General features: G+C 67.3%; 26 protein-coding genes and 4 tRNA genes. 11 read left to right on the forward strand and 19 right to left on the reverse strand.

What is annotated here, in order from left to right; all coding sequences use genetic code 11:
- Positions 1-8 precede the first annotated feature (8 nt).
- From secE to Q1X76_RS01435, 8 genes are all read right to left on the reverse strand, one after another.
- Positions 9-245 carry a preprotein translocase subunit SecE gene (gene secE / locus Q1X76_RS01400; RefSeq protein WP_300717579.1) on the reverse strand — a complete coding sequence of 79 codons (237 nt, stop codon included), beginning with the start codon at positions 243-245 and terminating at the stop codon, positions 9-11.
- Between the two features lie 23 nt (positions 246-268).
- Positions 269-345: transfer RNA gene (locus Q1X76_RS01405), tRNA-Trp, on the reverse strand.
- Positions 346-390: 45 nt separating this feature from the next.
- The gene (gene rpmG, locus Q1X76_RS01410) at positions 391-540 is read right to left on the reverse strand and encodes a 50S ribosomal protein L33 (RefSeq protein WP_072334080.1); all 150 of its coding nucleotides are present in this window, start codon (positions 538-540) and stop codon (positions 391-393) included.
- Between the two features lie 4 nt (positions 541-544).
- Positions 545-1,738 (reverse strand): elongation factor Tu, encoded by a 1,194-nt coding sequence (tuf, locus tag Q1X76_RS01415; RefSeq protein ID WP_300717580.1) that lies wholly within the window; start codon positions 1,736-1,738, stop codon positions 545-547.
- A 172-nt stretch (positions 1,739-1,910) separates the two neighbouring features.
- Positions 1,911-1,986: transfer RNA gene (locus tag Q1X76_RS01420), tRNA-Gly, on the reverse strand.
- 142 nt (positions 1,987-2,128) lie between these two features.
- Positions 2,129-2,214, reverse strand: a tRNA-Tyr gene (locus tag Q1X76_RS01425).
- Between the two features lie 224 nt (positions 2,215-2,438).
- Positions 2,439-3,959: a PqqD family peptide modification chaperone gene (locus Q1X76_RS01430; protein ID WP_300717581.1), complete on the reverse strand. Its 1,521-nt coding sequence runs from the start codon at positions 3,957-3,959 to the stop codon at positions 2,439-2,441.
- Positions 3,960-4,217: 258 nt separating this feature from the next.
- Complete coding sequence (locus Q1X76_RS01435; RefSeq protein WP_300717582.1) at positions 4,218-4,616, reverse strand: hypothetical protein; 399 nt, start codon at positions 4,614-4,616, stop codon at positions 4,218-4,220.
- 658 nt (positions 4,617-5,274) lie between these two features.
- Here Q1X76_RS01435 and Q1X76_RS01440 point away from each other — a divergent pair.
- The 11 genes from Q1X76_RS01440 to mutM all read left to right on the forward strand — a co-directional run bounded on the left by Q1X76_RS01440 (position 5,275) and on the right by mutM (position 15,533).
- A tRNA-Thr gene (locus Q1X76_RS01440) sits at positions 5,275-5,350 on the forward strand.
- Positions 5,351-5,415: 65 nt separating this feature from the next.
- Positions 5,416-7,752 (forward strand): primosomal protein N', encoded by a 2,337-nt coding sequence (priA, locus tag Q1X76_RS01445; RefSeq protein ID WP_300717583.1) that lies wholly within the window; start codon positions 5,416-5,418, stop codon positions 7,750-7,752.
- 195 nt (positions 7,753-7,947) lie between these two features.
- Positions 7,948-9,207 (forward strand): outer membrane protein transport protein, encoded by a 1,260-nt coding sequence (locus Q1X76_RS01450; RefSeq protein ID WP_300717584.1) that lies wholly within the window; start codon positions 7,948-7,950, stop codon positions 9,205-9,207.
- A gap of 181 nt (positions 9,208-9,388) precedes the next feature.
- Complete coding sequence (locus Q1X76_RS01455; protein WP_300717585.1) at positions 9,389-10,045, forward strand: outer membrane beta-barrel protein; 657 nt, start codon at positions 9,389-9,391, stop codon at positions 10,043-10,045.
- Positions 10,046-10,096: 51 nt separating this feature from the next.
- On the forward strand, positions 10,097-10,390 hold the full coding sequence (locus Q1X76_RS01460; RefSeq protein WP_300717586.1) for a hypothetical protein: 294 nt from the start codon (positions 10,097-10,099) through the stop codon (positions 10,388-10,390).
- Between the two features lie 156 nt (positions 10,391-10,546).
- Positions 10,547-11,197 carry an outer membrane beta-barrel protein gene (locus Q1X76_RS01465; RefSeq protein WP_300717587.1) on the forward strand — a complete coding sequence of 217 codons (651 nt, stop codon included), beginning with the start codon at positions 10,547-10,549 and terminating at the stop codon, positions 11,195-11,197.
- Between the two features lie 269 nt (positions 11,198-11,466).
- A complete protein-coding gene (ffh, locus tag Q1X76_RS01470; protein WP_300717588.1) occupies positions 11,467-12,975 on the forward strand; it encodes a signal recognition particle protein in 1,509 nt (502 codons plus the stop codon).
- Positions 12,976-13,177: 202 nt separating this feature from the next.
- Entirely contained in the window at positions 13,178-13,414 is a 237-nt protein-coding gene (gene rpsP, locus Q1X76_RS01475) for a 30S ribosomal protein S16 (RefSeq protein ID WP_006006425.1), read from the forward strand.
- Between the two features lie 199 nt (positions 13,415-13,613).
- A complete protein-coding gene (locus tag Q1X76_RS01480) occupies positions 13,614-13,844 on the forward strand; it encodes a KH domain-containing protein (protein WP_300717589.1) in 231 nt (76 codons plus the stop codon).
- Positions 13,845-13,850: 6 nt separating this feature from the next.
- Entirely contained in the window at positions 13,851-14,384 is a 534-nt protein-coding gene (gene rimM, locus Q1X76_RS01485; RefSeq protein WP_300717590.1) for a ribosome maturation factor RimM, read from the forward strand.
- 273 nt (positions 14,385-14,657) lie between these two features.
- A complete protein-coding gene (gene mutM / locus Q1X76_RS01490) occupies positions 14,658-15,533 on the forward strand; it encodes a bifunctional DNA-formamidopyrimidine glycosylase/DNA-(apurinic or apyrimidinic site) lyase (protein WP_300717591.1) in 876 nt (291 codons plus the stop codon).
- Between the two features lie 547 nt (positions 15,534-16,080).
- Here mutM and Q1X76_RS01495 read toward each other — a convergent pair.
- From Q1X76_RS01495 to Q1X76_RS01545, 11 genes are all read right to left on the reverse strand, one after another.
- The gene (locus tag Q1X76_RS01495) at positions 16,081-18,807 is read right to left on the reverse strand and encodes a ComEC/Rec2 family competence protein (RefSeq protein ID WP_300717592.1); all 2,727 of its coding nucleotides are present in this window, start codon (positions 18,805-18,807) and stop codon (positions 16,081-16,083) included.
- Positions 18,808-18,811: 4 nt separating this feature from the next.
- Positions 18,812-19,267 carry an SsrA-binding protein SmpB gene (smpB, locus tag Q1X76_RS01500; protein ID WP_300717593.1) on the reverse strand — a complete coding sequence of 152 codons (456 nt, stop codon included), beginning with the start codon at positions 19,265-19,267 and terminating at the stop codon, positions 18,812-18,814.
- Positions 19,268-19,270: 3 nt separating this feature from the next.
- Complete coding sequence (gene ptsP, locus Q1X76_RS01505) at positions 19,271-21,034, reverse strand: phosphoenolpyruvate--protein phosphotransferase (protein ID WP_300717594.1); 1,764 nt, start codon at positions 21,032-21,034, stop codon at positions 19,271-19,273.
- Between the two features lies 1 nt (position 21,035).
- Positions 21,036-21,323, reverse strand: a complete 288-nt coding sequence (locus tag Q1X76_RS01510; protein WP_300717595.1) for an HPr family phosphocarrier protein — start codon at positions 21,321-21,323, stop codon at positions 21,036-21,038.
- Between the two features lie 238 nt (positions 21,324-21,561).
- Positions 21,562-22,311: a PTS system mannose/fructose/sorbose family transporter subunit IID gene (locus tag Q1X76_RS01515; RefSeq protein WP_300717596.1), complete on the reverse strand. Its 750-nt coding sequence runs from the start codon at positions 22,309-22,311 to the stop codon at positions 21,562-21,564.
- 40 nt (positions 22,312-22,351) lie between these two features.
- Complete coding sequence (rsmI, locus tag Q1X76_RS01520; RefSeq protein ID WP_300717597.1) at positions 22,352-23,200, reverse strand: 16S rRNA (cytidine(1402)-2'-O)-methyltransferase; 849 nt, start codon at positions 23,198-23,200, stop codon at positions 22,352-22,354.
- A complete protein-coding gene (locus Q1X76_RS01525) occupies positions 23,133-23,552 on the reverse strand; it encodes a YraN family protein (protein WP_300717610.1) in 420 nt (139 codons plus the stop codon). The genes rsmI and Q1X76_RS01525 overlap by 68 nt, the downstream gene beginning before the upstream one ends.
- Before the next feature lie 65 nt (positions 23,553-23,617).
- Positions 23,618-24,337 carry a ribonuclease HII gene (locus Q1X76_RS01530; protein ID WP_300717598.1) on the reverse strand — a complete coding sequence of 240 codons (720 nt, stop codon included), beginning with the start codon at positions 24,335-24,337 and terminating at the stop codon, positions 23,618-23,620.
- Between the two features lie 143 nt (positions 24,338-24,480).
- Complete coding sequence (gene rplS / locus Q1X76_RS01535; protein ID WP_006006452.1) at positions 24,481-24,828, reverse strand: 50S ribosomal protein L19; 348 nt, start codon at positions 24,826-24,828, stop codon at positions 24,481-24,483.
- 61 nt (positions 24,829-24,889) lie between these two features.
- The gene (gene trmD, locus Q1X76_RS01540; protein WP_300717599.1) at positions 24,890-26,185 is read right to left on the reverse strand and encodes a tRNA (guanosine(37)-N1)-methyltransferase TrmD; all 1,296 of its coding nucleotides are present in this window, start codon (positions 26,183-26,185) and stop codon (positions 24,890-24,892) included.
- A 193-nt stretch (positions 26,186-26,378) separates the two neighbouring features.
- A complete protein-coding gene (locus tag Q1X76_RS01545) occupies positions 26,379-26,978 on the reverse strand; it encodes a 4'-phosphopantetheinyl transferase superfamily protein (RefSeq protein ID WP_300717600.1) in 600 nt (199 codons plus the stop codon).
- Positions 26,979-26,995: the final 17 nt, after the last annotated feature.

The raw sequence follows: 26,995 nt of genomic DNA on the forward strand, positions 1-26,995 counted from the left end.
ATGAGCCTTCAGGAGAGGATGGACTTGATGATGGCCGAAAGCCCCAGATCCACGAGGCCAAGCACGATCGCCATGACGGCAACAAAGCCCAGAACCGCGAACGTCGCTTTGCGCGTTTCCTTGAGCGTGGGCCACGTAACCTTACGCAGTTCGCCGCGAGAATCTTCGATGTAGCGTCCCAGGCGGGAAATGGGGTTGGGGGTCTGTTCGGTCTTGGAGTCGGCTTGCGCGGATTTCTTTGCCATGGTGCTTCCCACAAGATAAAAAATGGCAGGGCAGGAGGGATTCGAACCCCCAACTTGCGGTTTTGGAGACCGCCGCTCTAGCCGTTAGAGCTACTGCCCTGCGTACCGTCCGGGGGGAGGGGTGCTCCCCCCGGCGGAAGTATTGTTACCTGGTTTCTCTGTGAAGCGTGTGCTTCTTGTCCCAGGGACAATATTTTTTCATTTCCAGACGCCCGGTGGTGTTCTTCTTGTTCTTCCGGGTGCTGTAGTTGCGACGCTTGCACTCAGTGCAGGCAAGGATGATGTTCACTCTCATGGTACTACTCGATGATTTCGGTCACCACGCCGGAGCCCACGGTACGGCCGCCTTCACGGATGGCGAAGCGCAGACCGGCTTCCATGGCGATGGGGGCGATCAGTTCCACCAGGAACTGGCTGTTATCGCCGGGCATGACCATTTCCACGCCTTCGGGCAGGTTGATCACGCCGGTGATGTCAGTGGTGCGGAAGTAGAACTGAGGACGATAGCCGGAGAAGAACGGGGTGTGACGGCCACCTTCTTCCTTGGACAGGACGTACACTTCAGCCTTGAACTTCTTGTGGGGCGTGATGGACTTGGGAGCAGCGAGCACCTGGCCGCGTTCCACTTCGTCACGCTTGGTGCCGCGCAGCAGCACGCCGATGTTGTCGCCGGCTTCGCCCTGGTCCAGCAGCTTGCGGAACATTTCCACGCCGGTGCAGGTGGTCTGGGCGGTGGGCTTGATACCCACGATTTCCACCACGTCGCCGACCTTGATCACGCCGCGTTCCACACGACCGGTGACCACGGTACCGCGGCCGGAGATGGAGAACACGTCTTCGATGGGCATCAGGAAGGGCTTGTCGATGTCGCGTTCGGGATCGGGGATGAAGTCGTCGCAGGCCTGCAGCAGGTCGATGATGCACTTGGCTTCAGGAGCGTCGGGGCTGTCGCATTCCAGGGCCTTCAGGGCGGAACCGCGGATGACGGGCACGTCGTCGCCGGGGAAGTCGTAGGAAGACAGCAGTTCGCGCACTTCCAGTTCCACCAGTTCCAGCAGTTCTTCGTCGTCCACCAGGTCGCACTTGTTCAGGAAGACGACCAGCTGGGGCACGCCGACCTGACGGGCGAGCAGGATGTGCTCACGGGTCTGGGGCATGGGACCGTCGGTGGCGGCCACCACCAGGATACCGCCGTCCATCTGGGCGGCGCCGGTGATCATGTTCTTGATGTAGTCGGCGTGGCCGGGGCAGTCCACATGAGCGTAGTGACGCTTTTCGGTTTCATATTCCACATGGGCGGTGGCGATGGTGATGCCGCGTTCCTTTTCTTCGGGAGCCTTGTCGATCTCGTCGTAAGAAACGAAGCTGCCTTCGCCCTTCAGACCGGCGATCTTGGTGATGGCGGCGGTCAGAGTGGTCTTACCATGGTCGATGTGGCCGATGGTACCGATGTTGACATGGGGCTTTTTGCGTTCGTATTTTTCCTTGCCCATTGTACGTCTCCCTGAGGATAAAATTTGTTGCGGTTACTGTACTTTCAACCTTGAGCACGGTTTCGAACGCCTGCTCCCGGTTTCTTGCCACTGCCCGCATAAGTCCCTGTGTTTTTGCCCAGGGAACGTGCTTTGACAGGAAAAGGATGACGAGAGGGGAAAAATGCAGGAATGGAGCGGGAAACGGGATTCGAACCCGCAACCCTCAGCTTGGAAGGCTGATGCTCTAGCCGTTGAGCTATTCCCGCACTTTCGAGGCGCGTTGTTGCAGGCCAGCCTTGCTGACCCCCGGGCATCGGCATGCCCGGTACTGCACCGTAGTTCCCGACAGTCAACCTGTCTCCTACAGCCAAGGCAGTTGTTAGCATGTGCCGCACTTCTTTGCAGAAGTGGTGGAGGGGGGTGGATTTGAACCACCGAAGTCTTACGACGACAGATTTACAGTCTGTTCCCTTTGGCCACTCGGGAACCCCTCCACTCTGAGTTGCAAGCGATGTGGGCTTGCAAGATTTTCAGTCTGGCGTGGGCTTGTCCGGCGTATCTTCCGGTGCCCTGCTGCCCCGTCCGGCTTGCGCTTTCGTGAGGCATTCGTCAGCAGCAAGGTTGTGTTTACGGAAAAGCCGTCCCTTTGGCAAGCACTTTTTTGCGTTTTTTTGATTTTTTTCACAGGTCGATAAAATATATAATAAAAACAATAAGTTCAAAGGATGCACGGCGGATTTTCGATCAGGCGGGCAGCGGCCAGGTCCGCAAAGAGTCGTTCCAGATCCCTGCGGATGCGTACCTCGGGGATGTCCGGGAATGTCTCGGCCAGCAGGGCACAGGCCTCCCGGCGCGAGAGCGGCTCGGCCAGCAGTTGCCAGATGACGGCGGCGGTGCCGTCCAGGCGGAAGATGCGCCTGCCCTGGCTGTCGCTGAGGAAAAGGCAGCCCCCGGCGGATTCCACGTCCAGGCCCGGGGCCTGCCGCCAGAGGCGCAGCGCGTCGTCTGTCCCGGCAACCATGCGGCGGGGCCTGCACGCTCGCAAGGGCCGGGCGGCAGTGCGTGCTGCTGCGCTGCGTGCTGGGGGGACGGGGCAGGGATCAGGCCCAGGGATGGCAGGAGCAGGGACAGGCGCAGCGACCGGGGCCACGGCAGGGACGGCGGCGGAGGCAGCCGTCTGGACAGCGGCCGGATCAGCAGCAGGGACGGCGAGCGGAGCAGGGACGGTGGCAGAGGCGTGAACAGCGACCTGAACAGCGCTGGGCCCCGGCGCAGGGCTGGCGACAGGGGCCGTCACGGGCGTGCAGGCGGCGGATGTCTCCGCCGGCTCCCCGGCCGGCGGCAGGGCGGCGGCCCAGTCGTGCAGCAGGGCCGTGGCGCTGTCCAGATCATCATAACGGAGGATGCGGCAGGGCAGATGTTCCAGCCAATGCTTCACCAGCCGGAGGATGGCGGGAGCATCGCCGTCGCGGATCAGGAAGCGGGCCAGGATGCCTTCCATGCCGGCGGCAGCCGTTGCGGGCCGCAGGGAGGCCGTACTGCCGGGGACACGCTCCAGCAGGATGACGGCATGGGCGCGGCCGGCCTCGCCCCAGGGGGCCACCATGTCCGCGCAGGCCGCCAGATAGCCGTAATGGCGGTCCGCCACGGCGGCGTGCCGCTCCGCGAAGCGCCGCAGGCAGGGCGAGGCGGGCAGGGGCAGGCGCAGGCGCGGAGCCACGCCGAAGGAAAGGAGGCGCCCCCGGTACAGGCCCAGCATGTCATCCCCGAAACTGCGGGCCCCGTCGGCCATGAGCCGGGCGACGAGGGTGCTCTTGCCCGCGCGGTTGTCACCGCAGAAGAGCAGGCCGCGACCGTGCAGCCGTACCGCGGCGGCATGCAGGGAGAGCAGCTCCGGGCAGGCGTGGCAGCAGGACGTGACCAGTTCGATGGCCAGACTGCAGAGCAGGCAGGCTGGGCCGGGTTCCCGCCGGGGGCCGGGCAGCCAGGGGGAATGCAGACGGAACTCCCCGTCCCGGGCGACCACCCGCAGCAGGGGAGGCGTATCGGCAGGAGGCTGCGGGGGCATGGCCGCAGAGGGCGGGGGGAAGGGCAGCTGGCCGGCGGCAGGGAGCTGTCCCGGCCGGCGGGCATGGGGCCAGAGCCGGAAGAAGTCCTCCAGCGCGGGCAGCAGGGCCGCGCATCCCTGCAGGCGCAGCGGCCCGGGGACCCCGGCGAAAAAGATATCCTCGCAGCTCATGCTCTTGCCTCGCAGCGGCCCCCCGCACGCCGGGCCTTCGGCAAAGCGGTGGCGGGACCGTCGCCACAGCCGTCGCTACGGCAGGCGGGGGCCGTCTCCCCGGCTGCCGTAGACGTGGCCGGACCTAGGGCCGTCGCAGGGCCTCCCGGACGGGGCCGCGGCACAGGGAGGGCGTGCATCGCGGATCCTTGCCGGCAGCGCCCCGGCGGCGGAGAGCAGGACACGGCGGAGAGAGGCCGCGTCAAAGAGCGCCGAAGATCAGGGACGGAAGCCGCCCAGCGATTCCTGGACGGTGTCGCGCAGGCGGTCGCCCGCCTCGCGCCCCCAGTCGCCGGGGCGTCCGTCATAGCGTCCGTCGTAGCCGTCATGGCGTCCGTCATAGCCGTTGTACGAACGGGAATAGCGGGAATAGCGGGAAGGCCGCGACGGGCGTGAAGGGCGGCTGCGCCGTGACGGCCGGCTGCGGCGACTGGGGCGGCTGCGGTAGGAGCCGTGGCCGTGCCGCCGGTGCGACGGCCGGGAATGGGCTTCGGCCTCATTGACACACAGCAGGGCGGGGGTGGCGTAGATCAGGCCTGTGGCGGCCAGACCGGCCAGGAAAGCGCGACGTCTGCGACGCAGTCTTTTAGCGGAAGGGGATGACGATACAGTCTTCATGGCGTCCTCGGGCCCGGGAACGGGCAGGTAAAACCATCCTGGGAAGCGGAAGATGACCGCTTTGCCGGCGGGATGCATCCAGAAAAACAGAAAGCCGCCGCCGATGCAAGCAAAAGCCGCGCACTTGCAAAAACAGCCTGCCGTGGCAGCCATGAGCGCGGCCCCGGACCGCACCGGAGCGCGGCAGGCTGCGTCCTCCAAGCTGTGTCCCTCATGCCGCATGCCGGAAATACACCCGCAGCGGGAGCGGCGGGATCGTCGTCCGGGCGCTCCTGCCCGGGGCATCGGTCCGGGCGCATCTGCCCGACCGCATCTGTCTGGCCGCATCAGTCCGGGCGCATCAGTCCGGGCGCATCAGTCCGGGCGCACGGGCGGCAGGCCGCGGCCTGCGGAAGACCGGCCCGGACGAGACGATGGCCCCGGCCGGGCAGGAGGGCCGCGGGCCATGTCCTGCCAAAGCGCCGGTGGCGTCCTGGCGGATGGGGCGGCGGTCCGCCCGGAAGGCCGGTGGCGTGATGCCCGCGCGGTGGCTGCGGGACGGCGAGGCCCTGTCCCGTGCAGGGCGCCCCGCCTTCTCCTGCGTCCGCAGCCCTGCCTCTCCCGTCCCTGCCGCAAAGTCCTTGCCAAGCGTCCATGATTCATCTAAAAGAGGAGAGATGCTGGTGTGGCTCAATCGGTAGAGCAGCTGATTTGTAATCTGCAGGTTATGGGTTCAAGTCCCTTCACCAGCTCCAGCGAACGCAAGCGGCCCTTACGGAATTTCCGTAGGGGCTTTTCCTTGTCGCGCTCTCGAGGTCCCATGTTCGCCCGTATCGCCCTGCTTTCTTCCCCCTACAGCACGCTGACCTACGCCCTGCCGGACATCTTCCCCCGGGAGCTCTGGCAGGAGGGCCTGCGCGTGGCCGTCCCGCTGGGGCGCGGGGCCCTGCGGGCAGGTGTCGTGCTGCGCTGTCTGGAGCAGAGCGACCTGCCGGAAGGCGTGGCCTGCAAGGAGGTCTTCTGGCCGCTGGAGACCACGCCCCTGCTTTCGGAAGAGATCCGCGCCCTGGCGCAGGACCTGGCCGTGCGTCAGGGGCTCGAACCCGGCTGCGTGCTGGGGCATGTGCTGCCCCAGGGCCTGCGGCAGGTGGATCTGCGCATCCGCTGGCTGGCCGCGGACCGGGATCTTTCCTGCAGCGTGAAGCAGACCGGGGCGCTGGAAGCCGGATCGCGGCAGGCCCTGGCCCTGGCCCTTTGGCGGGGCGAGGCCCGTCTGCTCCCTCCGGGCCGGGACGCTGCCGGGGAAGAAATGTGTCTGCTGCGGGTGGACCCGCCCTGGCCGGTACGGCCGCAGGCCGTGCGCCAGCGCGCCATCCTGGACCACCTCCATGACAGGGGGCAGGTCAGCCGACGCGAGCTGACGCGCGCCCTGGGCGAAGGCTGTGCCGCGGCCCTGCGCTCCCTGATCCGGGCCGGTCATGTGGCCCTGCGCCATGCCGACGCCGGGGAGCCGGACGACAGCCTGCTGCCGCCCTCGCCACGGCCTTTCGCGCTCAGCGGGGACCAGCAGCGGGTCCTGGAGGAGCTCTGCACGGCCCTGGACGCGGGCCGGGCCGGATCGTCCCTCCTGTTCGGCGTGACCGGCAGTGGCAAGACGGCAGTCTATCTGGAGCTGGTGCGCCATTGTCTGGCCCGGGGGCAAAGCGTCCTTTTGCTGGCGCCCGAGGTGGCCCTGGCCTGCAAGCTGCGCCGGGACGCATCCTGCGTCCTGCCCCATGTCCCCCTGTTTTTCCATCACGGTTACCAGACGCCCGCCCGGCGTGAGGAGACCTTCCGCCGTCTGGCGGCCCGGCAGGACGCCTGTCTGGTGGTGGGCACCCGCTCGGCGCTCTTCCTGCCCGTGCCGCGTCTGGGCTGCGTCATCCTGGACGAGGAACACGACAGTTCCTTCAAGCAGGACGAGTCCCTGCCGTATCAGGCCAAGGAGCTGGCCTGGTCCCGCATCGCGCGGCGGCACGGCCTGCTGGTCCTTGGTTCGGCCACGCCGGACATCAAGACCTTTTACGCCGCAAGCCAGGGCCATGTGGGGCTGCTGCGGCTGCCGGAACGGGTGGGGGGCCGTCCCCTGCCGCCCGTGGAACTGGTGGATACCGGCGGCCTGACGGGGGAGGGGCTGCTGGCGCCGCGCAGCGAAGATGCCCTGCGCGAGGTGCTGCGGCGCGGCGAACAGGCCGTGGTCCTGCTCAACCGCCGGGGCTATGCGCCCCTGCTGTACTGCCTGGACTGCAAGGAGACCGTCAGCTGCCCGCACTGCCACATCGCCCTGACCTATCACAAGGGGCGTGGCCGTCTGGTCTGCCACTACTGTGGCTATGCCGTGTCCTTTCCCAGCCCCTGTCCGCACTGCCGCAGCATGAACTTTTTGCCCATGGGCGAAGGCACCGAGCGTCTGGAGGAATACCTGTCCACCCTGGCCGGGCAGCCGGTGCTGCGCCTTGACCGGGACAGTACCCGGCGGCCCGGGCGCATGGAGGAGATACTGGCAGCCTTTGCCCGGCACGAGTCGCCCGTCCTGGTAGGGACGCAGATGCTTTCCAAGGGCCATCATTTCCCGGACGTGACCCTGGTCATCGTGGCGGACGGGGACCTGGGCCTCAACCTGCCGGACTACCGGGCCGCGGAGCGCTCCTTCCAGCTGCTGGTCCAGTCCGCGGGCAGGGCGGGGCGTGGGGACAAGCCGGGGCGGGTGCTGATACAGACCCGCAATACCGGGCATTACTGCTGGGAATACGTCCGCACGGCAGATTACGAGGGTTTTTATGCCGCGGAACTGGAGCGGCGGCGCAAGTATGCCTACCCGCCCTTCGTCCGTCTGGCCCTGCTGCGCATCTCCTTCCCGGTGGAGGATGCCCGGGGGGCGGCGGCGCTGGGCGAACTGGCCGGTATCCTGCAGCAGAAGGCCCGCGAGCTGGGCCTGCGCCTGCTGGGCCCCATCCCCGCGCCCCTGTCCGTGCTGCGCGGCAGACGTCGCTTCGCCTGCCTGGTCAAGAGCGCGGACTGGCAGTCCGTCCGCGCCCTGTACCATCAGGCCGCCCGGCAGCGTTGTGCCGCCCATTTGCGTCTTTTTCTTGACCTTGACCCTGTCAATATGCTCTAACTTTCAGGTTTGTTTTGCCCATCACGGGATTTGACGGGGGAAAGCCCCGTCGTGCCCGCACGCGCCGTCGCGGTCTTGGACCGGCCGGGATGGCGGCGCGGGCGGCTGTTGTCCACGAACAGCCGGTCACGACGGGGGAGGAGCCGGCACGGGGGAGGAGGAGCCCGCCCGTGCCCCATGGTCAAGGGAGGAAGAATGAAAGTTTTGCGTGTGGCGGGCCTGTGGATGGCCCTGGTTCTGGGGGTGGCGTCGTCCGCCATGGCTGAAGGTTTTGCGCTGACCGAATGGAGCGCCCGCGGGCTGGGTCTGGCCAGCGGTATGGTGGGGCGCGCCGACGACGTTTCGGCCATCGCCTACAACGCGGCCGGCATCACCCAGCTGCCCGGCGTCCAGGTCATGGGCGGCATGGGCCTGATCGCCCCCATGGGCACGCTTTCGCTGGATACGGTCGGTGGCGGCAAGGCCGAGACCACCACCAAGCCCGCCGTCTGGGCCGCGCCGCATGCCTATGCCAGCTGGCAGCTCAACGACAGCCTGTGGCTGGGCCTGGGCGTGTTCTCGCGCTTCGGCCTGGGCAACAGCTACGACCAGAACTGGACCGGCCGCTACAACCTGTACAGCGTCAATCTGCAGACCGTTTCCGCCGTGCCCACCCTGGCCTGGAAGATCAACGACATCCTCTCCGTGTCCGCCGGTCTGGAGATCATGAACGTCAACCTGACCACGGAACAGAAGATCCCTTCCCCGTTTGGTGTGCCGAATCCGGCCACTGACAGCGATATCGAAGTCCAGGCCTCGGGCTGGGGCGTGGGCGGCCATTTCGGCCTGCATGCCCGCCTGAACGATGAATGGTCCATCGGCCTGGCCTACAAGACCCAGGTCACGGTCAATGCCTACGGTGAAGCCAAGCATGACGGTGCGCTGAAAGATGCGGGCATGCTCAGGGACTGCGATGCCCACGGCACCGTGCAGCTGCCCGACTCCCTGGCCCTGGGCGTGGCCTACAAGCCCCTGGACAACCTGAGCTTCGAAGTGGGCGCTGTCTGGACGCGCTGGTCCACCTACAATTCCCTGAACATCTATATGGACAACGGGAACCAGTCCATCAGCCACAAGAACTGGAACGACGGCTGGAACTTCAATGCCAGTGTGGAATACAAGCCTCTGGACTGGTGGAGCCTGCGCGCCGGCTTCTGGTACGAGACCCCGGTCATCAACGAGGACCATTCCGACTTCATGGTGCCTTCCAACGGCCGCACGGCCCTGACCCTGGGCACCGGCGTGGAGTGGAACGACTTCACCATCGACTTCGCCTACTGCCACATGTGGATCAACCCCACCAGCTATGACAGCACGGACGGGCACGGCATCCTGGATTCCAATTACATCACCGGCGGCAATTCCAAGGATACCGTGGCCAACATCTACATGCTGAGCTTCGGCTACAAGTTCTAGGCCCGCTTTTTTCGGCTGTCCAGGCGTCGTCCTTCGGGGCGGCGCCTTTTTTTGTCCCGGGCAGGCAGAGAGTATTTGACCATGCGCTAGAAACTCTCTATAGTCCCGTTTGACAAAGTCTAAACTTTTACCCAGCCTGAACAGGCCCTGCTCTGCAGGAAAACTTTTTTGGAGGAGAGCAATGAAGCGTGGCATTCTCGCACTGGCTCTACTGGTGGCTCTGGTCCTGCCCGGCATGGCCAAGGCCGAAGGTACCGGCATGTACCTGGCCCCCAAGTTCCTGATGACCATCCAGGAAACCGGCACCATCGAACGCTCCGGCATGGGCGGCGTGGACGAATACTCCCAGTTCACCCTGGGCGGTGCCCTGGCCGCCGGTTACGACTTCTGGCCCCAGTATCTGGTGCCCCTGCGTGTGGAACTGGAATACGCCCTGCGCGGCAACAGCGAAAAGAGCTGGGGCGGCCATTGGGGCAGCGTGGACTGCACCTGGAACAGCTCCACCCTGTTCGCCAACCTGTACTATGACTTCCGCAACGATACCGCCTTCGTGCCCTACATCGGCGCCGGTATCGGCATGTCCTTCAACTACATGGGCTTCGACCTGCACCGGGCCGGCAATGCCGTTTCCCGCGACGAAAGCACCACCAACTTCGCCTGGAACGTGGGCGCCGGTGTGGCCTACAATGTGAACGATTCCCTCTACATCGACGCCGCCTACCGCTATGTGGACCTGGGCTACACCGAAGCCAGCGGTACCCTGAACGGTGAGCAGATCAAGGTCGGCAGCCGTCCCTACAACCACGAATTCATGCTCGGCCTGCGCTTCGCCTTCTAGGGCCCGCAGTCCCGGACCTTCAAAAGGCCGCCCTCTGGGCGGCCTTTTTTCGTGCGTGACGCTTCGGGCCGGCTGCCGGAAAAAATGCATCCTCGCGGTGTGGAAAAAGCTCTGTTGTGTAACCGTTCAAATAGCAGTAAAAGCGTATTATTTGCGCTGCCTATATTGCCGGAACAAAAAACAGGCAATAAAAAAGGGCTGTTGGCTGATGATATCGGCCATTTTTCGACTGTAGCCAAAAATCGGCAAAAAAAGCGGGCCATTGTATTATCCGAAATTATCAGTTTGAAATTGTTTTTCCGCATGGCGATGGGGCCAAGCCGGAGCGGACAAAAGAAGTGTTGAACGATAAAACAAATTATATTAATATATTATGAAATATTACAGATAATAATCGTTCTTGAGTATCCCTGCTCTCCATGCTAGGAGGGATGATCCCAAATCCTGCCTGCCATCACGGATCGCGGCAGGCGGACTCCCCCCCAAAAAAAGGAGAGAATCATGAAACGTTGTTTTGCCGTCCTTGCCCTCGTCTGCGTCCTTGCCCTGCCGGGCATGGTCAGGGCCGAAGGGACCGGGCTTTATCTGGCGCCCAAGTTCCTGATGAGCATCCAGAGCAATTATCCTTCGCTGGAGATCGGCCGGGAGAGCCGGGACAAGGGCTACAGCCAGTTCACCCTGGGCGGCGCCCTGGCGCTGGGCTATGACTTCAATGCCCTCTGCGACGTGCCCGTGCGCGCCGAAGTGGAATACGCCCTGCGCGGCAACAGCCAGAAGAGCTGGACCGAAGACGGGCTGGGCATCAAGGGTGCCTGGAACACGTCCACCCTGTTCCTGAACCTGTATTACGACTTCCGCAACAGCACCATCTTCACGCCCTATGTGGGTGCCGGTCTGGGCATGGCCTTCAACTATGCCAACTATACCTTCGCGGCCGGCGATGGCAGCGTCAACTTTGATGATCACGTCACCACCTTCGCCTGGAACGTGGGCGCCGGCATTGCCTGTGACATCACCGACAACCTTGCCGTGGACCTGGGTTACCGCTATGTGGACCTGGGCTACTATGAAGTGGATATCGCCAACGTGGGCAAGGCCAAGAACCAGCCCAGCAATCACGAGGTCCTGCTCGGTCTGCGCTATACCTTCTAGGCCGGATGGAAGCCGTCTGCAGGCCGCCCTTCGGGGCGGCCTTTTTGCGTTATGGCGATCGGACCAGCGGCCCTGCATACGCTTCCGCGCCAGCGGCCTCACCTGGACCGGCAGCCGCCCGCCTGTATGGGCGCTGCGGGCTTTTTCTTGACGAAACGCCGCAAACAGCCTATGAATCACAATTCTGTATGCGCCGGCCGGGCCTGCGTGTCCTGTTGCCGTGCCCTGTGGCGGCACGGTCGCCGGTGTAACCTGATAGCGGGGTCCTCATGTTCGAAAGTCTTTCCGATCGCCTCTCCGGTGTGTTCCGCTCCTTCGGCGGACGCGGCCAGCTGACGGAAGAAAATGTCCAGGCCGGTCTGCGCGAAGTGCGTCTTGCCCTGCTGGAGGCCGACGTCAACTTCAAGGTCGTCAAGGACTTTGTGGAGAACGTCCGCCAGAAATGCCTGGGACAGGAGCTCATCAAGGGCGTCAGCCCGGCGCAGCAGGTCGTCAAGATCGTCCATGAGGAGCTGGTGGGCCTGCTGGGCGGCGAGACCGCCGGGCTCAACCTGCAGGGACAGGAACCGGCCGTCATCATGCTGGTGGGCCTGCAGGGCTCCGGCAAGACCACGTCCGCGGGCAAGATCGCCAATCTGCTGCGCAAGCAGAAGATGCGGCCCTATCTGGTGCCCGCCGACGTCTACCGCCCCGCCGCCATCGACCAGCTGACCGTGCTGGCGCGGCAGCTGGACATGCCCTGCTTCCCCTCCACGGTGGACATGGATCCTGTGGACATCGCCCGCCAGGCCATGGAGGCCGCCCGCGAGCAGCAGGCCACGGTGGTCCTGCTGGACACCGCCGGCCGTCTGCATGTGGACGAACCACTCATGCAGGAGCTGGCCTCCATCAAGGCCGCGGTGGACCCGCAGGAGATCCTCTTCGTGGCCGACGCCATGACCGGTCAGGATGCCGTGACCGTGGCGGAGTCCTTCAACGAACGTCTGGGGCTCACCGGCGTCGTCCTGACCAAGATGGACGGCGATGCCCGCGGTGGCGCGGCCCTGTCCATCCGCGCGGTGACCGGCGCGCCCGTGAAGTTCGTGGGCATGGGCGAAAAGCTTTCCGAGATGGAGGTCTTCCATCCCGACCGCATCGCGGGCCGTATCCTGGGCATGGGCGACGTGCTCACCCTGGTGGAGAAGGCCCAGGCCACCATCGATGCCGACGAGGCCGAAGCCCTTGCCAGGAAGATGCGCAAGGCCAGCTTCGACCTGGAAGATTTTCGCACCCAGATGCGCCGCATCAAGAAGCTCGGTTCTCTGGACAGCATCTTGAAGATGATCCCCGGTCTGGGCGGCCTGCGCGAGAAGCTGGCCGAGGCCAACGGGGCCATGCCCGAAAAGGAAATGGCCCGCACCGAGGCCATCATCAATTCCATGACCATGGCCGAGCGCCGCAATCCCGACATACTCAACGGCAGCCGCCGCGCGCGCATCGCCAGGGGGGCCGGGGTCACGGTGCAGCAGGTCAACCAGCTGGTGCGCCAGTTCGAGCAGATGCGCCAGATGATGAAGGGCATGATGGGCGGCAAGGCCAAGGGCATGCCCGCCATGCCCAGGATGCCCCGGGGCATGAACATGCCTGGCGGCATGGGCGGGATGCCCGGCATGATGCCGGGTATGGGCGGCATGCCCGGTATGCCGCCCATGGGACTGCCGGAAGCCGGAGGGCACGGCAAGCCGGCGGCCAAGAAGCGCAAAAAGCGCGAACGGCCCGCCAAACGCAAGAAAAAGTAGGCCCATCCGCGCGGTCCGGCCGCGCGGGACAGCGCCCGTCCCCGGGTGGAGCATGGCGACACCTCATCGCCAGACGGCTGCAGCGATACCGGGGGACGCGATAAAAAATCGTTGCGGCGCTTCGGGCATTGATATAATGGGGGGAGGGCAAACTTGCTCTTTTGCCCCCGCAACGCTAGCATAGTACAAATAGGAGACAACCATGGCTGTTAAGCTGAAATTGACCCGTCTGGGCAGCAAGAAGCATCCTTTCTACCGCGTCGTGGCCGCCAATGACGAGACCCGTCGTGATGGCCGCCCGCTGGAATTCCTGGGCTATTACAACCCCATGACCGACCCCGCCGAAGTGAAGCTGGACGCCGAAAAGGTGAAGGCGTGGCTGGATCGTGGTGCCGAGCCCACCGACACCGTTCGCGCCCTCATCAAGAAGATGGCCTAGGTATTTCAGGTGCCCGGTCCGGCGGCCGGGGCGGTAGCGCGCGGGAGGCTTCCCGCGCGACCGCATGCTGCCGGCAGGGTATCCGTGTCAGCCTGCGCCGGGTGAGAGGGGCAGGATGGCCCTCTGTGCGGGCATGCCGCAGGGGCCGCCTGCTCACTGCAAGAGGTCCTGCTGCCGCAGGGCTTGCGGGAGGCCAGCAATGAAAGCTTTGATTGAATTTATCGCCAGATCGCTCGTGGACCATCCCGAACAGGTCCAGGTCAGTGAAGTGGAAGGCGAACAGACCACTGTGCTGGAATTGAAGGTCGCCAAGGAAGATCTCGGCAAGGTGATCGGCAAGCAGGGACGTACGGCCCGCGCCATGCGTACCTTGCTCAGCGCCGCTTCCACCAAGGCCCAGAAGCGCGTCGTGCTCGAGATCCTGGAATAGGCTCGCATGGCACGGCGCATCCATATGGGCACGCTCGCGCGCCCGCACGGTATCAAGGGGGAGATCTGCGTCGACTGGTACGCAGACTCCCCTTCGTTGCTGGACGGCCCTTTCTGGCTGCAGGCGGGCGACGCGCCGCCGCGGCCCGCCCGGGCCCGTTCCTGGCGCATGCACAAGGGCCGCCCGCTGCTCCTGCTGGAAGGCATTACCGACCGCGATGCCGTCGAGGCCCTGCGCGGCCAGAAGATCCTGGTGGATCGCGAGCTGCTGCCTCCCGTGGACGAGGATGAAGTCTATGTGGAGGATGTGCTGGGCTTTGCCGTCATCCTGCCCGACGGCTCCCGTCTGGGCGTGCTGGACCATGTGGAATATCCCGCCGGTCTGGAGGTCTGGAGCATCCTCACCGATAACGGCCGCGAAGTACTCTTCCCCGCCGAGGCCTCCTTCATCGAGGGGTTCGACCTGGAAGGGGAGCGTATCCATATCGCACCGCCCGAAGGCCTGCTGGACGTCTATCTGGAAGGCGACAGCCGGGCATAGGCCGCCCTTTCGGGCAGCCCGTCGCGCCTGGTCCCGGCCGGCCTTCCCCGCATCGGGCAGGGCATGGCCTGCGGGCGTGTCCTGCCGCCGTCGTCCGGGAGGGGCATTGCCGTTCTGGCGTTCCGGCGGCCGTGCCCGCCTGTGCCGGGCCGCTGTCCCGCCGTTTTTCGTGCCCGGATGGCGGTGGCCTGCCGCGTCGCTGGCGTCCGTTTTTTCCCTTGTTTGTTGCCTGTCTGACCTGCCTCGGACAGGTTTTTTCGTATGAGGTGGATCATGCCGGAACTGCCGGAAGTGGAGACCGTTGTCCGTACCCTGCGACCGCAGGTGCAGGGATGCCGCATCACGGCCGTGGACGTGCTGCGCGAGCGTTCCCTGCATCCTTCGGGCCTGCCGCCCGAGACCCTGGTCGGCCTGGGCATAGGCGCCGTGCGCCGCCGGGGCAAGCTGGCCCTGCTGGAGCTGGAGGCACCCGCCGCTGCCTGCGCTGCCGCCGCACCGGATGCCGGACAGGGCGGGCCGCGACCTTCGCTGCTGGCCGTGCATCTGCGCATGACGGGGCGCTTCATGGTCCATGCCGAGGGGAGCGCGCCGCTGCGGCATACGCGCATCATTTTCCATCTGCGCCGGCCGGACGGGACCGGTGCACAGCTTTTCTTCGATGACGTGCGCGCCTTCGGCCTAGTGTTCATTGCCACGCCGGAACTGCTGGACGGCTGGGATTTCTGGCGCTCGCTGGGCCCGGAACCGCTGGAGATGCGGCCCGCCGACCTGGGGCCGCGCCTGCGCGGCCGCCGCGCGGTCAAGGCCCTGCTCCTGGACCAGACCGTGCTGGCCGGTGTGGGCAACATCTACGCCGACGAAAGCCTGTTCCGGGCGGGCATCGATCCCCGCAGGCCAGCGCAGTCGCTCACGGCCGCCGAGGCGGAAAGCCTGTGTCTGGCCCTGCAGGATGTCCTGCGGGAGTCCATCGCCCAGTGCGGCAGCTCCATCCGGGACTACCGCGATGCCAACGGCGATGTGGGCGCGTTCCAGAATTCCTTTTTCGTCTACGGGCGCGGCGGCCAGGCTTGCCGGCGCTGCGGCGGCAGACTGGAAAAACATCGCGTGGCCGGACGGGGCACGGTCATCTGCCCGCATTGCCAGCACTGAGGCCGCGGGCGGTGCGGGGAAGCCTCCGTTTCCCGGGCGTGGGGCGCGGTGATGGGCAGGGCCTGGGGGCATTGTCATGCAGCCCGCCTCCCGGTCGTGGGGGCGGAGCCGCTCTTGCGCCGGGGCGCTCAAGGTGCGGCCTTCTTTTGACAGCGCACGGCCCGGGACAGGGCGGCAGGCGCGGACGGTATTTCCAGACGACCCGATGGGAAGGACAGCCGGGGGACCCTTGTGGTCCCTTTTTTTGTGCCTTGTCCGGGCAGTGTCGGCTGCGGGCGGCCTGTCCTGTGACAGCGGCAGCGTGCTCCTCCGCGGGGATGCCATCCTGACCGGGGCCGCTGCGGCGGTCGTGCGGTGCGTTTTTTTCGGGGCAGACGCTTCCTGAGGATCGGATATCCTGTGCGGCGGAGCGTCATCCGTCGCCGGACACGACTGCCGGACGCGACAGCAGGCTGCCTTGCGCGTCAGGTGCCGGTACGGGAGAGGGAAGGCGCGGCACAAGCTCGTGCCGCCGGAACGTCAAACGCCGTCCGTCGTCAGGGGCGAATCAGTGAGGTTCAGATCTTTCAGGGCTGGTCTGGGGACTGTCCGGGTGCCGGCCCGGGCACTGCTTGGGGGGCTGTTCCGGCCGGGCACACCACCAGAGCAGGGGCAGCGCGTCCTGTCCCGTCCCGCCGGGCAGGGGCCGGAAGCCCTCCCGTGTCAGGCCGCAGCCGCGCAGCAGCGGCAGGGGGGCGGGCAGGGGCCAGACCAGACGGACGTGTCCGTGCAGCCCTGTCTGCAACAGGGGGACATGCCGCGCGTCCAGCCACTGCCGCAGTTTGCGGCCGGGATGGCCGAAACGGTTGTGGGCTCCACAGGAGGCCACCACCAGTCGTGGCTGTACGGCGTCCAGGAACTGTGGCAGGAAGGAACCGTCCGAACCGTGGTGCGGGGCCACCAGGACGTCGGCCCGCAGTTCCTGCCCGCTGTCCAGCAGGCGGCGCAGGGCGGCTGCATCCGCGTCGCCGGGCAGGAGGGCCAGCCCCCGGCCGTGCCTGACCAGGCGCAGCACCAGCGAGGCGCTGTTCCCCTGCCATTTCTGGCGGCCCGCTTCCGGCCGGGGAGGGTGCAGGACCTGGAGCAAAAGCCCGTCACCGGGATCGCCCAGCCGGATCACGTCCCCGGTATGGAGCGCGTTCCGGGCCTGCCGGAGCGGAAGCGCCTGCCAGATGTCCGCCATGCGTCCCGTGCCCGGCTGGCCGTTGTGCAGCAGCGGCGCATGGGGAAAAGCCGCCAGCAGGGGCGGGAGGCCGCCCGCGTGGTCGATGTCGGGATGGCTGAGGATGACGGCATCCAGTCCGGGCCGCCGGTTGTCGGCCAGCAGGGGCAGGAGGATCTCGCGGCCGGGGTTCCAGCGCCGGGAGGTGCTGCCCGCGGCATCGATGAGCAGGGTCCGGCCGTGCGGCGGCCGCAGCAGCAGGGCCTGGGCCTGCCCGGTATCGGGGATGGAAAGTTCCAGACGCGGGCCCAGGCTCTCCTGCAGGCGCAGGGCGGGCCCCACGCAGGTCAGCAGCAGACCGCAGGCCAGCAGGCGTTTGCCCGCCGGCGGCAGGGCCGGGCGGCCGGCTTTCAGGGCCGCGGCCAGGAACAGACAGGCCATGGCGGGCAGGGCCGTCCAGTGGGGCCGCAGCACGGGCAGGGCCTCCAGCCAGCCGTGCTCCTGCAGGAAGAGCAGGCCGTCCACCAGCCACTGGCAGGGCAGGGCGGCGGCCTCCAGCACCGGCACCGCCAGCTGGGGCAGGCCGCACAGGCTGAGGCCAAGGCCCAGGAAGGCTCCCGGCAGGACGAGGCTGCCCAGCACGGGCAGCCAGAGCACATTGAGCATGAACCAGAGCCCGCTGTTGTTGAACAGCAGCAGCGAGAGCGGCAGCAGGGCCAGCTGGATCAGGAAGGAGACCAGCAGGATGCCGGCCAGCGGCCGCAGCACGCGACGGCAGAAGGGCCGTTCCCGCGGGATGCGTCGCAGTATCCGTCCCATGAGCGGCGTGGCGCAGCAGATGACGGCCACGCAGAGGGCGGAGAGCTGCAGGCCGGTGTCGAAGACGGCCAGCGGGGAAAGGAGCGTGATGCAGAGCAGGGTGGCGCACAGGATGTCCAGGCCTCCGGCCGGGAGGCGCTCCCGCAGTCCCCGGGGCAGCGGGGCGCAGCGCAGGTGGGCCAGCGTCAGGCCCAGGGCCAGCAGCAGGAGCATGCCGGCCGCGCGCAGCAGGGAGGGCGGGGCATTGCCCAGCCAGAGATAGGCCAGGGCCGCCGGACAGGCCGCCAGCGGGATGAGCGCATGACGGGGCCGCCAGAGGTAGAGGCCCGGATGCAGGCGGGCCGCCAGCCAGACGAGGAACATCCCCGCCAGCCCCGCCACCAGCAGATGCTGGCCGGAAAGCGCCAGACTGTGCGACAGGTTGCCGGCGTTGAAGGCCTGTACGGTGGCCGTATCCAGCAGGAAGCGCTCGCCGAAGAGCAGGGCCAGCAAGATGGCCTTGCCCTGGGGCACAGGCGCGGGCGTCGGGAGCTGGGCGTCGGCCGCCGCAGCTTGCGGACCGGCCCCGGCGGCGGGCGGCAGCGGGCAGGCCCTGTCCGGCAGCAGCACGCCGAGGAAACGCCGCATCAGCTCCAGCCGTTGCAGGGCGGCAGCGGAAGGCTGTCCGCTGACGACGGGCCCCCCGTCGTCGCTCCGGCTCCAGAGGCGCCAGCCGGTGCCGTGGCTGCGCCACCAGAAGCCCCAGTCCGTGAGGCCCGCGTTGCGCTGGCCGTCCAGCGGCAGCAGTTTGCGCTGCAGCCGCACGGTCTGGCCCGGCAGGGGGAAGGCTTGCGGCTCTTCCCAGGTCCAGGAGGCTTTGCCGGGCAGGCGGACCAGGGGCTGCCCGTCGGCCCGCAGCAGGCGCAGGTCCGTCAGGCTGATGCGCAGGCGCTGGTCCGGCAGGGTGCGCACGTCGGCGATCCCGGCTTCGAGCACGGGCCAGCGGCGGGTGGGGATGCGTCCTTCCAGCAAAGTTTCCAGGGCGGGCGGCGGGGAAAGATCGGGCAGCAGTGCTTGGGCGGCAAGACAGCCCAGCAGGGCGATGCCCGCGCCCAGCAGCAGGCGCGGCAGCCGCCACAGGCGACTGTCCGCTACCAGGACGCAAAGACCCGCGCAGAGCGCGGGTCCGGGCCAGCGTGCCGCCAGCAGGCCCAGCAGCCAGCACAACAGCCAGCTTTGCCAGAGCAGGCCCGGGGCCAGCGGCGGTCGCCACATGCCGTCAGGCCATGTCGCGGGCGGCGTCGCGTTCTTCGGCGCGGCGCTTGAGCGTTTCGCGATGGTCAAAGAGTTTCTTGCCGCGTCCCAGGGCGATCTCCAGCTTGACCTTGCCCTGCTTGAAATACAGGCGCACGGGCACCACGGTCAGGCCCTTCTGCTCCACGCGGGCGCTCATCTGGCGGATCTCGGCGGCGTGCAGCAGCAGGCGGCGGGGACGGTCCGGGTCCTGCGCCACATAACCGGCATTGTCATAGGGCGCGATGTGCATGGACAGCACGAAGGCCTCGCCGTCGCGGAAATCCACATAGCTGTCCAGGAAGTTGACCTTGCCTGCGCGGATGCTCTTGACCTCGGGGCCGGTCAGGCTGATGCCCGCCTCCACGAAGTCCGAGAGTTCGTAGAGGTGGCGCGCCTTCTTGTTGACGGCGATGGTGGACGGGGATGTCTTTTTGCTCATATCCTAACTGTTCGTCATGATGCTTGTGGTATGGAAGGCCAGCTCCGAGCCCAGGCTTTCCTGCAGGCGTTCGCGCAGCATGCGCTGGGAGGCGGTCACGTCGGTGCTCATGAGCACGCTGTGGGCCATGTCCATGCAGGTCCGGGCGTCCAGGCGGCGGATCATGTGCTTCATGCCCGGCACGAAGCGCGGCGAGGCCGAGAGCGTGTCCACCCCCATGCCCAGCAGCAGGGCCAGCCCGTAGGGATCGGCGGCCAGCTCGCCGCAGACCGAGACCCCGATGCCCTCGCGGTGGGCGGAGTCGATGATGCGTTTCAGGGAGCGCACCACCGCCGGGTGCAGGGCCTCGTTGAGATAGGCCACATGCAGGTTGTTGCGGTCGATGGCCATCAGGTAATGGATCAGGTCGTTGGTGCCGATGCTGAAAAAGTCGCATTCACGGGCCAGGGCGTCGGCGATGAGCACGGCCGCCGGGGTCTCCACCATGATGCCCAGGGGCAGGTCGGCGGCGTGGGGCAGGCCGGCGGCCCGCAGTTCCTGCTGCAGCTCCTGCATGATGCGGCGCACGCTCTGGACCTCGGCCAGACCGGAGATCATGGGCAGCAGCAGGGAGATGTTGCCTTCCACGCCAGCGCGCATGAGGGCGCGCAGCTGGCTGCGGAAGATCTTCTGATGCCGCAGGCAGAAGCGGATACCGCGCAGGCCCAGGGCCGGGTTGGGTTCCTTGAGGGCCTCCTGGGCGCGCAGCATCTTGTCCGCGCCGGCGTCCAGGGTGCGGAAGACCACCTGCGCGGGCGCGGCCTTGCGGGCCACGGCGCTGTATTCGGCATAGAGCTCTTCCTCGCTGGGCAGATGCTCCCGCAGGAAGGAGAATTCCGTACGGTACAGGCCCACGCCCTCGGCGCCGCTGGCCTGCAGTTCGTCCATCTCCTCCAGGCGCTCCAGGTTGGCATGCACGGCCACGCGCACGCCGTCGCGCATCTCCGCGGGCCAGTGGGATTCGCTGCGGGTGCGGGCCTCCCAGTCCTGATAGGCGCGCAGGCGCTCCTCATAGGCGGCCAGGTCCTCACTGTCGGGGCCCAGCAGCAGGCAGCCGTTGAGGCCGTCCACGATGACCTGCTCGCCGGGACGGCCGGTCTCCAGCAGGCCGGTGACGCCCACCAGGGCCGGGATGTGCAGGCCGCGCGACAGGATGGCCGTATGCGAGGTGGGCCCGCCTTCCGCCGTGATGACGGCGCGTACGTCCTTGAAATCCAGCTCCATGACGTCGGCGGGCGAAAGGTCCTGGGCCGCCAGGATGCTCGATCCGGCCGGGAGGGGCAGGGCGCAGCTGCCGGCCAGGCATTCGCGCAGGCGCAGGCCCACGGCGCGGATATCCTGCGCCCGGTCGCGCAGGTAGGGATCGTCCATGTTGCGGAAGATGCTGCACAGCTGTTCCACCGTGCTGTCCAGGGCCCAGGCGGCGCAGACCAGTTCCTTCTCGATGCGGGCAAGGGCGCTGCCCACCAGTTTGGGATCGCGTGCCAGCTCGATCTGGGCGGCGATGACCTCGCGGTATTCGGAAAGGTCTTCCGGGACCTTGGCCATGGCGTCCTGCAGGGCGGCGCGCACATTGGTCACGGCGGCGCGCAGCTGCTCCTGCTCGCCTTCCACTTCGCGCGGACTGATGCGGCGCATCTCCACGGTCTGGACATTGTGGGCGAAACGCAAGGCCCCGATGGCGATGCCGGGGGAAACAGCGGTACCGAAAAGAAGAGCGCGTGCCATATCAGTCCTGCAAATTTTCCAGATAGTCCGCCAGGGCGGTCAGCGCCGTGCGGGCATCGTCGCCCCTGGCCAGCAGGGTCAGGGAGCAACCCGTCGCGATGGCAAGGGAGAGGATGTCCAGCATGCTCTTGGCGTCGGCCGTGCCGTGCTCGCTCTTGATCTGGATGTCGGAGGAAAAGCGCTGGGCCTCCTGCGCCAGACGGGCAGCAGGCCGCGCGTGCAGCCCGCCACGCGTGTGCAGCGTGACGGGCAGGATGAGCCCTTCGGGCGTTTCCTGAACTTCAGCCATGATAGAGTCTCCCTGGTCGCCTCCCGGGCGACCGATACGATCCTTTTCCTGACGGCGGGGCCGCCGGCACAAGCGGCTCCGGCGCATGGCCGGGGCAGCCTCCGTCTTGCCGCCTCCAGCGGCGGTCCTGCACGGCGGCAGGCCCTTTCCTCCGGCCGGGGACGCCCTGACGTCGCGTCGCGGCCGCTGTCGCGCCCTGGCCCGGCGCTGGCCGGGTGCCTCGCCCCGCGCGGGCTGGCTACAGGCCCACCAGCCCCGTCTCCATGAGCACGAGGAAGGTCAGCAGCACAAGCCAGAGGATGATGCGGGGCAGGTGCAGGCGTCCTATGATCCAGGCGGCGGCCAGGACTGCGCCGCCGCCGCCCATACACCACAGCAGGGTGTGCCGGTCACCGCCGAGAGGCAGCAGCATAAGGCCCGCCACGGTCAGCAGGCAGGCGTTGACGATCTTGATGCGTCCGGTCCAGTTGATGAGCCCCAGGCGCTTGAGCCAGGTCAGCGCGGCCAGGCCGTGGCGCAGGGCGAAAAAAAACGTGCCGATGCGGAAGGCCAGCAGGGCCAGGGCCAGCAGCAGGGTCAGCACCATGGCCGGCACGGTCTGCCCGGCCAGCAGCAGGCAGATGCAGGTCAGGGACCAGCAGGGGAAGACCCCGCCCTCGAAAAAACCGTCCCCCACGGCGGAAAGCGTCGTGCCCAGGGTGCGCCGCACCATGTCCAGGGCGTTGGAAGGCAGCTTGCCGCCGGCCACCTGGTCCTCGATGTTCAGCAGCAGCCCGATATAGAGGGGGAGCATGTAGGGATGGGTATTGCTGTGGGCGCTGTAGTGGGCGGTCGCCTGCGCCCTGGCCTCCACGTCGGGATAGAGATGCCGCAAGGCCGGTTCCAGCGCGAACACCAGCCCCAGCTGCTGCATGCTGCGCGCCGTGACGGCGGCATTGATGCAGCAGCTGCGCGCAAGGCAGGCAAGGGCTGTGCGGGTGGGCAACATGGCGGGCTCGCTTGGGTTCGCTGGTTCGTGCCGGCAAGGCTCAGGAGCGCGTCAGGAGGTCGTAGAGTTCCTTGGCGCTCCAGCCGCCGGCCATCTCCTGGGCCCGGCGGGCCACTTCCTTGGGCTTGAGACGTCCGTCGGCCCCGGCCATGACGGCTTCCAGGGCCCGGCGCGCGGCGGCTTCGTCCACGCGCTCTTGCTGCTCCGGCGGGCCGATGATGACGGTGATCTCGCCCAGCAGTTCCTGCGGCAGTTCCTGCCACGTCTCCAGCCGTCCGAGTATAAATTCCTCGTGGGTCTTGGTCAATTCCCGGCACACGGCCAGAGCGCGCGGCCCCAGCAGTTCCGCAGCCTGGGCCAGGCTCTCGCGCAGGCGGTCCTTGCGTTCGAAAAAGATGAGCGAGCCCGGCGTGCGCGCAAAGGCCGAGAGCGTGGCCCGGCGGCCTGCGGCGTCGCGCGGCAGGAAACCCAGGAAGGTGTAGGGCAGGGGCGGGATGCCCGCGGCGGAAAGGGCCGTCACCGGCGCCGACGGGCCGGGCACGGGCGAGACGGGCAGGCCTTCGGCCCGGCAGGCGCGCACCAGACGGTAGCCGGGATCGGCCAGCAGGGGCGTGCCCGCGTCCGAGACCAGGGCCAGGTTCCGGCCTTGCCGCAGGAGGCGCAGGACCTCCTCCTGCCGTTCGCTCTCGTTGTGGTCATGGAAACTCAGGAAACGGCGGGCGGGGATGCCGCACTGGCTGCAGAGCAGCCCGGCGCGGCGGGTATCCTCGGCCAGGATGAGGTCGGCGGCGGCGAGGACCTCGCGGGCGCGGGGCGAAAAGTCACCAGGGTTGCCAAGAGGCGTGGCCACGATCCACAGATGGCCCGGAGCCGGAGAGGTCGAAGGCATGGCGGATATGCTCCAAGTGCGGGCCCGCGGGCCCCTGTTCGATACAGACAACGTCAAAACGGCAGGACAGCTGCCACTGGTCGTGCGCGGCCAGCCAGGCGCGGGCGGCACGGATCAGGGTGCGGCGCTTGCGCGGCCCGATGGCGTCCAGGGCGCTGCCCAGACTGCCCGGCCCGCGCGTTTTGACTTCCACGAAGACCAGAGTGTCCCCTTCCCGGCAGACAAGGTCAAGTTCCAGCGGGCCGCTGCGCCAGTTGCGGGCCAGGATGCGCAGGCCCCGGGAGCGCAGCAGGTCTGCGGCGGCTTCTTCCCCGGCCCGGCCCAGGGCGGCCCTGCGGGCACCGTCAGTCAGGGAGGGCGCGTCGTCCGCCCCTGCGGTAGCGGGCGCGGCAGAAGGGAAGAAGCGGGAGAGCAGCTTCACAGCAGGCTCCCCTGCCGGGCCCCGGGCCGTTCCTCCCCGTCGGGCAGCACGCCGCGAAAGGTCAGGCGGTGCTGGGGGCAGGGCCCCAGACGCCGCAGGGCCGCGTAATGCTCGGCCGTGCCGTAGCCCTTGTGCCGTGCCAGACCGTAGCCGGGATAGCGTTTGTCCAGATGCTCCATGAGCAGGTCACGGTAGGTCTTGGCCAGGATGGAGGCCGCGGAGATGGCGGGCACGGCGCTGTCCCCGCCCACCACGGCCTGCTGGCGGGGCAGGGCGGGGGCTTTGGCGCCGGCCTTGCGCCAGTGCGGCAGCAGCACGGGCTCCGGTATGGTCTTGTTGCCGTCCACCCGCAAAAAGTCCGGCCTGCGGCGCAGGCAGCGGACGGCCCGGCTCATGGCTTCGAAGGTGGCCTGCAGGATGTTGATGCGGTCGATGGTCCCGGGCCAGACCACGCCCAGGCCCCAGGCCAGGGCGCAACGGCGGATCAGGGGGGCCAGCTCCTCCCGCCGGGCCGCGCTCAGGGCCTTGGAATCCGTCAGGCCCGGCAGGTCGTACGCTTCCGGCAGGATGACGGCGGCGGCCACCACCGGTCCGGCCAGGCAGCCCCGGCCCGCTTCGTCGATGCCCGCCGCGAGCAGGGGCCTGGCGGGCAGGCGGCAGAGCAGGCCCTGCCGGGGGGCGGAAGCTGCGGGATGCTGTGTGCGCCGGACGGTCATCGCTGTGCCATGTGATCGCTGATCATGAAAACGCCAAAGACCTCACCCCGCGCAAGGCAGGGTGAGGTTCGTTCCATCGGTCGGCTGCCCGGGCATGTTCACAGGACCTTCAGGCCGCCATGGACATTCCGCAGGGCTGCGGATCAGAAGCGGCCGCGGGGCTTGATGCGGGCGGCTTTGCCCTTGAGGGCGCGCAGGTAGTACAGACGGCTGCGGCGCACGCGGCCCTGGCTCACCACTTCCACATGGTCGATGAAGGGGGAGTGCAGGGGGAAGATACGTTCCACGCCCACGCCGTCGGAGATCTTGCGCACGGTGAAGGTGGCGTCGGTGGTGCCGCGCTGGATGCGGATCACGTTGCCCTGGAACACCTGAATACGCTCTTTTTCGCCTTCCACAATGCGCAGATGCACTTTCACCGTGTCGCCGGAACGAAACACGGGCATATCCATACGCATGTTTTCACGTTCGATTTTTTTGATGATATCCATGCCCTACTCCTTGAATACGCAGCTTGGCAAAAGCTGTCGTCGTGAAGAAAAACTGTGGCGCTTAGTTGTAATCGCCCAAAATTCTGTCGGCCAGGATAGCGGCCGCGCTCCGCACCGAAAGGTGATTGTAGCCCAGATAGCGTATGGGCCGGATCACCCCGTCACACCGGGCGAGCACCTCAGGGGCCAGCCCCTGGGCCGTACCCAGCAACAGCAGCACAGGGCCGTCTTCGCACATGCGGCACACATCCGCCGGACAAAGCGGCGGGGGCGCGTGCTTGTGAGCGGGCCAGGAGGCGGAACTGGCCACCACTCTGGGCCGCGTGCCCGTGCGCTCCGTAAGATGCTCCACAGCGGCATCCACGGATCCGGCGGGACAAACCGTCGCGAGCGCCTGCGCCCGGTCCGGGTTGCCCCTGCTCCCCGCGCCCTGCGTCCAGTGCCGGACTATGGCCTGAAGCAGACGCTGCTGGTCCTCCAGCGGGGTCACGGCATAGAACGGTCCCATCGCATAGCTGCGGGAAATCCGGGCTATATCGTGAATATCCAAATTTGTCAAAGAGGAAACGCCGGAATTTTTCCGGCCCAGCAGGACAGGGTGATGGACGAGGCAGAACGAAAGGTTCCTCCCGGCCCTCGTGCGGGGCAATGCGGCCAGATAGCGGGCATCTTCCGCCACCAGGGGCGCGCTGTCCAGCAGGTCGGGCCGCACGCGCAGGGTGGTGGCCAGGGACTGCTCACGCCGCCAGCGCGCCACGGCGCCGTGGTCCCCGCCGCGCAGCACCTCCGGCACCTCGCGGCCTTCCAGCACGTCGGGCCGCGTATAGTGCGGATACTCCAGCAGGCCGTGGGAAAAGCTCTCGTCGTCCCCGGATTCCTCCTTGCCCATGAAACCGGGCACCAGCCGCGCCACCGATTCGATGACGGCCAGGGCCGCCGTCTCGCCGCCGTTGAGCACGGCTTCGCCCACGCTCACGGGCTCCAGGGGAAAGATGTCCAGCAGGCGGGCATCCAGCCCCTCGTAACGTCCGCAGACCAGGGTCAGATCATCTGCCAGGGCCAGCTCCCGGGCCAGGGCGTCATTGAGGGGGCGTCCGCTGGGGGCCAGCAGGATCATGCGTCCCGGCGTTTCGATGGAACGCAGCGCCGCGGCCAGAGGCTCGCCCTGCATGACCATGCCCGGGCCGCCGCCGTAGGGACGATCGTCCACATGCTGGTGGCGGCTGGTGCTGAAGCTGCGCGGATCGTGGAAGGAAAAATCCACGATGCCGGCCTCGCGGGCGCGGCCCAGCAATGCCGTCTCCAGCGGCGAGCGGAAAAACTCCGGGAAAAGGCTGACCAGATGAAAGCGAAGCATGGGCGCACAGTGACCCAAAAGCGGGCATAAGGCAAGCGGATGTTTGCGGCGGACAGGAGCGGGCGGACGGGAGGGGAAACGCGGGACAGGCCGCGGACAGGAGGGGAGAGGGCCCCCCTCCTGCTCTCCCGTCTGCCTCCGAAAACTTTTGTCCAGGTCCTTGAAGGGAAGCCGGACTGTCCGCAGGCGGCCGTCACCTCCGGTCCCGCAGTGCCACGCACAGCCAGTGGCCGGGGCAGGGCAGCAGCCGCCAGCGGTACGGGAGCGCATCCAGCGTCAGGCAGCCGCTGCGCTGGCCGCTGTGGCCGCTGTCCAGCAGGCGCGGGGGCCGGTCGCAGCCCGTGGCGGCCGCCTTGAAGACCGCTTCCTTGATGGTCCAGCGGCGCAGGCAGTCGCGCTGCCGGGCGGCGGGGACGAGGCCGGCGGGGAGCTCGCGGGCGGCAAAGGCCGACAGCGGCGGCGCCGGGCTCGTCAGGGCCTCGGCATCCACGCCGGGACTGTCCTGCGGACCGGACAGCAGACAGAACACGGCCCGCTCGCTGTAACTGAAGCTGATGCCGAACCCCTCCAGCCGGGGCTGTCCCGACGGCAGGCGCTGCAGGCGCGGGCAGGCGTGAGCGGAGAAAAAGCCTTTGGCCGCGCGCAGATGCTCCACCAGCCGGGGCGGCGGATACCAGTGGAGGACGGGGGCGGCAGGCAGGCCAAAGGACAGCGCGCGGTGCAGCAGCACCGCCAGCAGCAGCCGTGCCAGATGGCGTTTGTCACGCTCGGACGGAAGGTGGAAAGCCTTCATGTGAACCTGGTCTTCCG

The sequence above is a fragment of the uncultured Desulfovibrio sp. genome (genome assembly GCF_949282365.1).
Taxonomy (GTDB): Bacteria; Desulfobacterota; Desulfovibrionia; order Desulfovibrionales; family Desulfovibrionaceae; genus Desulfovibrio.

Coding starts and splice junctions, on each gene's coding strand:
- secE (WP_300717579.1), bottom strand. CDS start 245: ATGGCAAAGAAATCCGCGCAAGCCGACTCCAAGACCGAACAGACCCCC.
- rpmG (WP_072334080.1), bottom strand. CDS start 540: ATGAGAGTGAACATCATCCTTGCCTGCACTGAGTGCAAGCGTCGCAAC.
- tuf (WP_300717580.1), bottom strand. CDS start 1,738: ATGGGCAAGGAAAAATACGAACGCAAAAAGCCCCATGTCAACATCGGT.
- Q1X76_RS01430 (WP_300717581.1), bottom strand. CDS start 3,959: ATGAGCTGCGAGGATATCTTTTTCGCCGGGGTCCCCGGGCCGCTGCGC.
- Q1X76_RS01435 (WP_300717582.1), bottom strand. CDS start 4,616: ATGAAGACTGTATCGTCATCCCCTTCCGCTAAAAGACTGCGTCGCAGA.
- priA (WP_300717583.1), top strand. CDS start 5,416: ATGTTCGCCCGTATCGCCCTGCTTTCTTCCCCCTACAGCACGCTGACC.
- Q1X76_RS01450 (WP_300717584.1), top strand. CDS start 7,948: ATGAAAGTTTTGCGTGTGGCGGGCCTGTGGATGGCCCTGGTTCTGGGG.
- Q1X76_RS01455 (WP_300717585.1), top strand. CDS start 9,389: ATGAAGCGTGGCATTCTCGCACTGGCTCTACTGGTGGCTCTGGTCCTG.
- Q1X76_RS01465 (WP_300717587.1), top strand. CDS start 10,547: ATGAAACGTTGTTTTGCCGTCCTTGCCCTCGTCTGCGTCCTTGCCCTG.
- ffh (WP_300717588.1), top strand. CDS start 11,467: ATGTTCGAAAGTCTTTCCGATCGCCTCTCCGGTGTGTTCCGCTCCTTC.
- rpsP (WP_006006425.1), top strand. CDS start 13,178: ATGGCTGTTAAGCTGAAATTGACCCGTCTGGGCAGCAAGAAGCATCCT.
- Q1X76_RS01480 (WP_300717589.1), top strand. CDS start 13,614: ATGAAAGCTTTGATTGAATTTATCGCCAGATCGCTCGTGGACCATCCC.
- rimM (WP_300717590.1), top strand. CDS start 13,851: ATGGCACGGCGCATCCATATGGGCACGCTCGCGCGCCCGCACGGTATC.
- mutM (WP_300717591.1), top strand. CDS start 14,658: ATGCCGGAACTGCCGGAAGTGGAGACCGTTGTCCGTACCCTGCGACCG.
- Q1X76_RS01495 (WP_300717592.1), bottom strand. CDS start 18,807: ATGTGGCGACCGCCGCTGGCCCCGGGCCTGCTCTGGCAAAGCTGGCTG.
- smpB (WP_300717593.1), bottom strand. CDS start 19,267: ATGAGCAAAAAGACATCCCCGTCCACCATCGCCGTCAACAAGAAGGCG.
- ptsP (WP_300717594.1), bottom strand. CDS start 21,034: ATGGCACGCGCTCTTCTTTTCGGTACCGCTGTTTCCCCCGGCATCGCC.
- Q1X76_RS01510 (WP_300717595.1), bottom strand. CDS start 21,323: ATGGCTGAAGTTCAGGAAACGCCCGAAGGGCTCATCCTGCCCGTCACG.
- Q1X76_RS01515 (WP_300717596.1), bottom strand. CDS start 22,311: ATGTTGCCCACCCGCACAGCCCTTGCCTGCCTTGCGCGCAGCTGCTGC.
- rsmI (WP_300717597.1), bottom strand. CDS start 23,200: ATGCCTTCGACCTCTCCGGCTCCGGGCCATCTGTGGATCGTGGCCACG.
- Q1X76_RS01530 (WP_300717598.1), bottom strand. CDS start 24,337: ATGACCGTCCGGCGCACACAGCATCCCGCAGCTTCCGCCCCCCGGCAG.
- rplS (WP_006006452.1), bottom strand. CDS start 24,828: ATGGATATCATCAAAAAAATCGAACGTGAAAACATGCGTATGGATATG.
- trmD (WP_300717599.1), bottom strand. CDS start 26,185: ATGCTTCGCTTTCATCTGGTCAGCCTTTTCCCGGAGTTTTTCCGCTCG.
- Q1X76_RS01545 (WP_300717600.1), bottom strand. CDS start 26,978: ATGAAGGCTTTCCACCTTCCGTCCGAGCGTGACAAACGCCATCTGGCA.